Annotated in this window: 4 protein-coding genes; 2 read left to right on the forward strand and 2 right to left on the reverse strand. The window is 65.7% G+C overall.

Annotated elements, in window-relative coordinates; translation table 11 throughout:
* The first annotated feature begins 633 nt into the window (after window positions 1-633).
* On the forward strand, window positions 634-1,881 hold the full coding sequence (locus AC629_RS22600) for a glycosyltransferase family 87 protein (protein ID WP_084807180.1): 1,248 nt from the start codon (window positions 634-636) through the stop codon (window positions 1,879-1,881).
* A 5-nt stretch (window positions 1,882-1,886) separates the two neighbouring features.
* Here AC629_RS22600 and AC629_RS22605 read toward each other — a convergent pair whose 3' ends face one another.
* Window positions 1,887-2,768: a DMT family transporter gene (locus AC629_RS22605; protein WP_084807181.1), complete on the reverse strand. Its 882-nt coding sequence runs from the start codon at window positions 2,766-2,768 to the stop codon at window positions 1,887-1,889.
* 176 nt (window positions 2,769-2,944) lie between these two features.
* On the opposite strand from AC629_RS22605, the gene AC629_RS22610 reads away from it, so the two are divergent.
* On the forward strand, window positions 2,945-3,166 hold the full coding sequence (locus AC629_RS22610) for a dodecin (protein ID WP_074122299.1): 222 nt from the start codon (window positions 2,945-2,947) through the stop codon (window positions 3,164-3,166).
* 6 nt (window positions 3,167-3,172) lie between these two features.
* On the opposite strand, the gene AC629_RS22615 is transcribed toward AC629_RS22610, so the two are convergent.
* Window positions 3,173-6,029, reverse strand: a 2,857-nt coding sequence (locus AC629_RS22615) for an autotransporter outer membrane beta-barrel domain-containing protein (RefSeq protein ID WP_084807182.1), incomplete at its 5' end; no start/stop codon positions are given.

Consider the following 6,029-nt stretch of genomic DNA (forward strand, 5'->3'; position numbering starts at 1 on the left):
ATCCTGCGGCCGCGGGCTCAGCGGTGCCCGTACTGCAGAAGACAAATCCTTGAAAAGTCGCTGCACAAACAAGTTCTGCCAAAGTAGTGCTAGGCGGCACCGCCAGTGGAGGGCGGCGGACCCGGCCGTTCGCTGCTCATCGAGTAAAATCGCCCCAATCTGAGACACCCGGTCTACAACCTGGAGCAGTGATGCCGCGGTTTCGAGCGATTCTAATACGCTCTTTTACGTCCCATCGCGGGCTTTATGACCGTCTTTTATGTCTCACGTGACAGTCTTTTACGTCCCTTGGGGGCCGAAACCATTGTGGTATTCAGGTTCCAATGACAGTTTTTTATGTCGCAGCACAGGCAGAGACGCGGCAAGGACGTTCCGCAGCCTGTTCGCCTCGTTAACGGCCGGAACGATGTCTATTGGCGCTTCGGCGGAAGCGCGAATTCAAAATGCTTCAAGATGACGCGGTAGCCGTAACCTCCGGCTAGGGGCGGCCTGCCCCGTGATGCGGGTGTGCGGATCCGCCTTCGAAATCCTTCAGCATTCGTTACTGTCCCTTAAACCTCCAATGGCAGTTTGGCAGGGATCTGCGGACCTGCGCGCCCGGCCGCCGATCGGTCCGGTTCGAGGTCACCGCCCATGCTCGCCGATACCCTGGAGCAGCTTCAATTCTCGCCGTCCAAGCGAGCCGCCTATGTGCGCTTCGTACTCGCCGCACTGGCCGTGATCGTCGCCTTAAAGACCTTGTGGTTCGCCCGCTTCGGCGGCTGGGCGGACCGCGAGCTTGCCGACTTCGACGCCTTCCACATCGTCGCGCAGCGCATCTGGCTCGGCGATCTCGACCAAGTCTATCATTTCAAGGCGCTGCTGAAAATGCAGATGGACGCCGCGGGTGGCGCGACCGGCTTCATGCCCTGGACCTATCCGCCGCAATACGGCCTCTTGCTCGCACCGCTCGCATTCCTGCAGGTCGGCGTCGGCTATCTCCTCTTCACCACTGCAACGCTCGCCGTCTATCTCGTGACGCTGCGCGCGATTGCCGGCGCAAATTTCGCGCAAGTCCTGGTGATCCTGTTTCCAGCTTTCGCGATCACGATCGGCTGCGGGCAGAACGGCTTTCTCACGGGGGCGATGATCGGGCTCGTTTGCCTCAATGTGGAGCGGCGGCAGCTGGTCGCCGGCCTCGCACTTGGCGCCATGGTGATCAAGCCGCACCTTGCGATAGCCGTCAGCCTCTACTTGCTGGCGACGCGCCGCTGGATTGCGCTTGGAACGGCTGCGACCATCGTGCTTGCGAGTTCGCTGCTCTGCACGCTCCTGTTCGGATGGCAGATCTGGACCGCATGGCTCGGTGCGATCAGGGAATCGGCGAGCTATCTCGAGCAGGGCTTCTATCCGCTCTTTCGCATGATTTCGGCCTATGCGGCGCTGTACAAGGCCGGCTTTCCGGCCAGCGCCGCCTTCTGGGGACAGGCGAGCGTTGCGGGGCTGGCCTTGTTCGCGGTCCTGCTCGGAGTGGCACGCGGCCTGTCGCCCACCTTCGCGCTGGGTATCGCAGCGATGGTGTCAGTGATGATCAGCCCCTATGCCTATGATTACGACCTGCCGATGCTCGGGATCGGACTTGCGCTGACGCTGCCCGATCTCGCCAGGATGGCGCGCCCGGGCGAGCGCAGCGTGATCTACGGGCTGATCCTGCTCGCCGGAGCCTATGGATTGGTGCAGTCGGCGCGCCTGGCAGTGCAGTTCGGGCAGAAGGCCGATCCCAATCAGCATTTTGCGCCCGCGCTCGGCGGCTTCGCACTGATCGCGCTGCTGGTGCTGCTGCTGCGACTGCTGTGGCGCGGGACGCAGCCTGTGCCGGTCCTGCCGCAGGCCGCGGAATAGGATCTCTACGCCCGCTGCAGGGCCAGCGTCACGCCGCCCAGCGTGAGCGCCATTGCCCCCCATTCACGCAGGCCAAGCGGCTCGCCCAGGATGATCGCGGCGGAGATCACGCCGATCACGGGAACGATCAGCATACCGGTCGAGGCCGAAGTCGGCGGCAGGCGGCGCTGCGTCTCGAACCAGGTGACGTAGCAGACGCCCATCGGCACCAGCGTCATGTAGACAAAGCAGCCGAGCCCCACGGGCGTGATCGCCGAGACATTCGGTTGCTCGAACAGGATGCCGAGGATCAGCATCGCGGCGCAGCCGAGCCCGACCTGCCAGGCAACGACGACCAGCGGCGGCATCGGCAACGGCTTGCGGTTGAGCACGTTGCCGAGCGCGAACAGGATGGCGCAGAGCAGCGCCAGCACAATGCCAAGCAGCTTGTCGGCGCCGAACGCAAAGCCGTTGCCGCTCAGGAGTAGCGCGACGCCGGAGACGCCGAGGACGAGCCCGAAGACGTCCCGCATGGTCGGCCGCGTGTGCAGCACCGGCCAGGCGAATAGCATTGCCCAGATCGGCATGGTGTAGGCGAGCAGAGCGCCTTCGCTCACGGTCACGTATTTCATCGCGACCGTGCCGAGCCCCATCCAGGCAAAGACGTTCGTGAGGGTCGCAAACAACAGCCGCGGGATCGCCTCGCGCGGAATGGTGAACGGCTCCTTCCGGCTCAGCGCCAGGGTGGCGAGAATGAGCGAGGCGCAGACGCCGGCAAGCCCGCGCGCAAACAGCGGTGGCCATTGCTGGAGCAACAGCTTCATCAGCGGCCAGTTGAGAGCCCAGCCGAACGCCGTCACGCAGAGGCAGAGAGAGCCGATCGTCCTGTCGCGCCGCGCCGAATCCATGGATAGCGCTTAGCAGGCGAACGCGGCCCGCTCCACCTCGGCTGGCGCATGCGGGCCATCGCTGAGCAGGGAACCCGAAGCACCGGTGCCCGTTCAGAGTAGGACCGGACGTCTCTCGAACGCGCGTTCTCACGAGAGCGGTATCCGGCCATACGTAGCCCAAGGGGAGACACGCCATGGCCACAGCCGAGAAGGATCATGTCTACAAGATCCTGGAACTGGTTGGATCGTCCGAGACCTCGATCGACGACGCGATCAAGAACGCCGTCAGCCGCGCTTCCAAGACCGTTCGCGAGATGAAGTGGTTCGAGGTGGTGCAGACGCGTGGCCATATCGAGAACGGCACGGTGCGCCACTACCAGGTGACGCTGCGGGTCGGATTCACGCTGGAGGGGTGAGACCGCTCACCAGGCGTAGCGAACGCTGCCCTTGCCGGCGTAGCTGCGGGTGACGTTCGAAAACTCGCCTTCGAAACTCGCCGCCGCAGACCAGCCGTTCAACCAGTTCATCTCCACGGAAGCCGTGGTGAGCGCGGAATCGCTTGCCTGCGCCGCGCCATTGACGACGAAGCTTGCGCCCGGCAGCGCCTGGAAGGTGGTGGCGATCGATCGATCCGGATTGAAATCGTGCGCCCAAGCCAGGCGGCCGCTCAGCGTTAGGACGCCGTCCCGCATTGCGAAGGATTTGCCGGCGCGCAGGCCGAGCTCGCTGCGGGTGTCCGTCACGGTTTTCGCAGCATAGCTCAACGCAAACGCGGCAGAGCCGGAAATGACCTGCTCGGCGTAGGCCGGCAGATCGAGCGTCGTGAACTGCGCCGCGCCGTAGGGCGTGAAGCCGACGCCGCCGATCCAGGGCGCGACGAAGCGATAGCCGCCCTCGATACGACCGGAATACGCATTGGTGTCGAACGCGGCGCGCAGACGATCGGTGCCGGCGATCGTCACCGTGCGATCGGTGGTGACGTTCTGCCAGCCATAGGCGAGCGCGGCGGAGATGTACGACGGACCGTTCGCGTGGCGCAGATACGCGCCAGCCTGGAACAGGTCGGAACGGCCGGAGCCGAGACCATTCACGCCGAAGCTGGTACCGCCGCCAGCCAGCGCGAAACCGAGCAGCGTGGTCGGCGAGAGTCGATAATCAGCACCGACCGCGGTGCCAGCGATGCGGCTGGTCGCATTGTTCGAGCCGGTGGCCGCATTGCCGTCTGTCGTCTGCGAACCGCCAAAACCCGCGGCCCACACACTCCAGCGCTGCACAAAGGTCTGCGGCGGCGCCTTGCTGACCATCGCGAACGCGTCGGTGCGCTTTCGTGCGGCGTAGGCGCTGGCCTGATCCTCCTCGGAAAAACCGGCCGCGGCGCTCGCCGCACCTGGCCCGCCGTCCCGCTGCGCGATTGGATCGGTGAGCAGGCCCATGAACTGACCCATAGCGCTGAACGTGGTCTGCTGCGTGCCAGTTGCCTCTTCGCCGGAAGCTTGCGTCAGCCCGGCCGGCGTCAGCCCGGCGTAGACCGCGGCGATACCGCCATTGGCGTTGAAAAAGTTCGTTACTGCGCCAGCAACGCTCTGCTGGTTGCCGTTGAGGCCGGACGGAAGCGCAAAGCTCAGGGCGACATTGAGATAGACGTTGTTGGCGTCGTAGCTCAGGCCTGCGCTCTTGATGCTGCTCGGCAGGCCGGTTGTGACCAGTGAGCCGAACGAGCCGTTGATCCCGGCACTCGCGGTCAGGATGGTGTAGCGTTTCGAAATGTAGCTGCCGCTCGCGAACACTGCGTCCACCGTGGCACCGCCCAGCGTCGCCGCGCCGCTGACCGACGCGAACGAGGCGGTCGAAGGATTGACCTGGACCAGATAGACCGCGCCGGACTGTAGTGCGAGGCTGCCGCTGACCGCGATCGAGGACCCCGCGGTGCCGTTGCCCGGCGCAAAGATGGCGCCGTTGTTGACGACCATCGCGCCGACCGTGCCGCTGCCGCTGAGCGCCGCGCCGGCCTGGACGGTTATCAGACTGGATGACGCGATCGATCCGTCCACCTGCAGCGTGCCGCCGCTGATGGCGGTCGCACCGGTATAGGTGTTGTTGCCGGAGAGCAGCAACAGGCCGGTGCCGGTCTTGGTCAGCGTGAGCGATCCCGTGTCATCACGGATCGTCCCCGAAAACACCGTCGAGGTATTGTCGCCGCCGGTAGTCAGCGTGGCCGCGCCGCCGCTGTTGGTGACAGTGCCGGCGCCGGCGAGCGAGCCGATCGCATTTGAGAAGCCGGCGAGATCGAGCACGGCGCCACTAGTGATCGTGACTGCCGAGTTGCTGCCGAACGCACTGGTCGAGCCGGCCTGCAGGGTGCCGGCATCCACGACGGTCGGGCCGGTATAGGTGTTGGCGCCGGAGAGGATCAGCGTTCCGGCATAGCCGCTCGCTTCATTAACGACGACGTCGCCCGAGCCAGAGAGCACGCCGGTCAGGTTGACCGTGCTGCCGGTGAGGACGTTGTAGATGGGATCGCCAGTCGCGGCGATGTTGTTGGCAATCGTGTAGCTGCCGTTGAACGTTACGGTGACGCCAGTCGTGCCGCCATTGAGCGTCAACGTACCGGAGCCGAGCGCCTGCGCACTGCCGACGACGAGCGTCGAGCCCTCGTTGACGGTCGTGCCGCCGCTATAGGTGTTCGCTGCGGAGAGCGTCAGCGCACCCGCGCCGCTCTTGGTGATCGAGCTCTGCCCGCCTGTGCCGCCAAAGCCGTCCGCGGCGCTGCTGCCGCCGGAGCCATTCTGGTCGGCGATGACATCGGAGAGGATGAAGTTGCCGGCGCCGAATGCCAAAGCCGAGCCCTGCACGAAAAAGCCCGAGCCGAAGGCGGAGCCAGTGTGGGCGCCTGAACCACCCGTCGCAGTGTTGCCCGTGACGCTGCCGCTGCCGTTGATGGTCAGCGTGCCGCCCTTGGCGACAAAGACAGCGCCGCCCATGGCGGCGCCACCGCCGCCTCCCGCCGAGCCGCCATCGCCGGCGCCGAATCCGGCTTGGCCTGCGGTGGGACCAGATCCACCGCCACCGCCGAAGCCACCATGGCCGCCCACGGCGCTCGCAGACCCGTATCCGGCGGCGCCACCACCGCCACCGAATCCACCGCTCCCGCCGGTCCCGCCATATCCGTTGCCGCCAATCCCGCCGCCACCGCCGCCAAAACCACCGGAGCCTCCGGGAACGTAGCCGATCGCGCCGCTGCCGCCGCCGCCGAAGCCACCTGCAGCCCCGGCCCCGCCG

The organism is Bradyrhizobium sp. NAS80.1, from assembly GCF_001908205.1.
Taxonomy (GTDB): Bacteria; Pseudomonadota; Alphaproteobacteria; order Rhizobiales; family Xanthobacteraceae; genus Bradyrhizobium.